A 2,845-nucleotide genomic window follows, 5' to 3' on the forward strand; every position below is an offset into this window, starting at 1 on the left:
CTCGCACGGGTCGATGCATTGCGTGACGAACTGTTGGGCGCCGCCGCCGTGCGCGCCATCGAAGGAGATATCCGATGACCCGTGTCCAGACCCTGTCGCTCGCCATCGGCGTCGCACTCGCCGCCCTCACCACAGGCTGGATGGCCGGCCGCGCGACCAACGATTCGCCGACCGCAGCTACATCCGCCGAGGCGCCTGCCGCGGAGCGCAAGGTGCTTTATTACCGAAATCCCATGGGGCTCCCCGACACCTCGCCGGTGCCGAAGAAGGATTCGATGGGCATGGACTACGTTCCGGTCTATGCCGACGACGCGCCGCCGGCGGCGCCGGGCACGGTGGTGCTGCCGCCGGACAAGGTGCAGGCGCTGGGCGTGCGCACGGAAGCGGTTACGCGCGGGGCACTGTCCGCCACCGTGCGCACCAGCGGCACGGTCGAGGTCGACGAGACCCGACAGTACGTCATTGCCCCGCGCTTCGAAGGCTGGGTGGAGCGGCTGTACGCGAACCAGACCGGCATGCGGGTCCGCGCCGGGCAGCCGCTGCTATCCGTCTACAGCCCGCAGTTGGCTGCGGCGCAGCAGGAATACAGGCTCGCTGACGAGACCGCCCGCAGGCTGGCCGGATCCGATCCCGCCAGCGCGGCATCGATGACCCGCCTACGCGATGCCGCCCGTACCCGCCTGCGCAACTGGGAAATCAGCAATGCGCAGATGGACAAGAAGGCCCTGATCCTCACCGCGCCGGCAAATGCGGTGGTGATCGAAAAACCGGTGGTCCAGGGCGCCCGGTTCGAGGCGGGCGAGACCATCCTGCGCCTGGCCGACCTGTCGATGGTGTGGGTGGTCGCCAAGGTGCCGGCGGCGCAGGCCGCGGGCATAGCAATCGGCCAGCCCGCCCGCTTTGAAACCGTAGCCCTGCCAGGCCAAGTGGCCAAGGGCAAGGTCACCTTCGTGCAGCCCGTCATCGATGCAATGACGCGCACCGTGGACGTGCGCATCGCATTGCCCAATCCCAACGGCGACCTGCGGCCCGGGCTCTACGGGACGGTGCTGCTCGAAGCGCCGGGAACCGGCCCGGTGCTCACCGTTCCGCGTTCGGCCGTGCTGGACAGCGGCACGCGCCAGATGGTGCTGGTTGAGACCGGCGCGGGCCGTTTTGTACCGCGCGACGTGACCCTGGGTCGTCGCGGCGGCGAGCGCATCGAGATCCTCGACGGGTTGTCTGAAGGCGAACAGGTCGTGGTGTCCGCCAACTTCCTGATCGACGCCGAGAGCAACCTGCAGTCGGCACTCAAGGGGCTTGAGGGTCACGCAGGACACGGGTCGCCCTCCGGCACCAGTGAAGATCCGCAGCGCGAACAGTCAGGCGATGGCTCCGCCGACCCGCACGCCGGCCATGGTGCCGAGGCAGCGGATCCGCACGCCGGGCACAGCGAGGAGGCGGCTGACCCACATGCCGGCCATGCCATGCCTGCGGCGCCTGCGGATGCGCCGGCTCCCGCCAGCGCCCTTGACGCACCTGCCGGTCAAGACGGCCATGGCAGCCACGGGATGATGAGCGACCACGCCGCACCTACTTCCCCCACCGGGCACGAGGGGCACTGACATGCTTGGCCGTCTCATTGAATGGTCGGTACGCAACGTCTTCCTGGTGCTGGTGATGGCGCTGGCGATCGTCGCCGGGGGCATCTACGCGCTGACGAACACGCCGCTGGACGCCCAGCCGGACCTCTCGGACGTACAGGTGATCGTGTTCACCGAGTACCCAGGGCAGGCGCCCCAGGTGGTCGAGGATCAGGTCACCTATCCGCTGACCAGCGCCCTGCTTGCAGTTCCGAAATCGCGAGTCGTCCGCGGCTTCTCGTTCTTCGGCGCCTCCTTCATCTACGTCATCTTCGAGGAGGGCACCGATCTCTACTGGGCGCGCTCACGCGTGCTCGAAAACCTCAACGTCGCGTCGAAGAACCTGCCGCCCGGCGTGGCACCCGCACTGGGCCCTGACGCCACCGGCGTGGGTTGGGTCTATCAGTACGTCCTCAAGAGTGACCGCCACTCGCTGGACGAACTGCGCGCGATGCAGGACTGGTATCTGCGCTACCAGCTGACCACCGCGCCCGGGGTGGCCGAGGTCGCCAGCGTCGGTGGCTTCGTGCGCCAGTACTCGATCACAGTCGATCCGGTGCGGCTGCGCGCGTTCGACATCCCGATTTCGCGGGTGTCCGAGGTGATCGCTGCAAGCAACCGCGACGTTGGCGGCCGTGTGATCGAAATGGCCGAGACGGAGTACATGGTGCGGGGCCGTGGCTACCTGCGCGGCATCGAGGACATCGAGAACCTGGTGCTGCGCGCCGAAGGCGGCGCACCGGTGCTGATCGGCGATGTTGCCCGGGTCGAGCTTGTGCCCGATGAGCGCCGCGGGATCGCCGATCTGGACGGCAAAGGTGACGTGGTGGGCGGGATCGTGATTGCGCGATTCGGCGAGAATGCCCTAGCCGTGATCGACGGGGTGAAGGACAAGATCGCCCAGCTTGCGAGTGGACTGCCGGAGGGCGTCAGCGTGCAGGCGGTCTACGACCGCTCCGACCTCATCGTGCGTGCGATCAAGACCCTGCGCACGACCCTGCTCGAGGAGAGCCTGATCGTCGCGCTGGTGTGCCTGGTGTTCCTGTTCCATGCGCGCAGCGCGCTGGTGGCGATCGTCATGCTGCCGGTCGGCGTGCTGATCGCGGTGATCGCGATGCGTGTGCTGGGCATGAACTCCAACATCATGAGCCTGGGCGGCATCGCGATCTCGATCGGCGTGATGGTCGACGCGGCGATCGTGATGATCGAGAACGCGCACAAGC

At 67.6% G+C, this 2,845-nt stretch carries 2 protein-coding genes; both read left to right on the plus strand.

Translation table 11 applies throughout. The features are described 5' to 3' along the window. Window positions 1-74: 74 nt before the first annotated feature. Window positions 75-1,604, plus strand: coding sequence for an efflux RND transporter periplasmic adaptor subunit (locus Q0X16_RS10110; protein ID WP_190281000.1), 1,530 nt, complete (start codon window positions 75-77; stop codon window positions 1,602-1,604). A gap of 1 nt (window position 1,605) precedes the next feature. Then, window positions 1,606-2,845: efflux RND transporter permease subunit (locus Q0X16_RS10115; protein ID WP_297833734.1), on the plus strand; the 1,240-nt coding region annotated here is incomplete at its 3' end.

Source organism: Thermomonas sp., assembly GCF_025993755.1.
Taxonomy (GTDB): domain Bacteria; phylum Pseudomonadota; class Gammaproteobacteria; order Xanthomonadales; family Xanthomonadaceae; genus Thermomonas.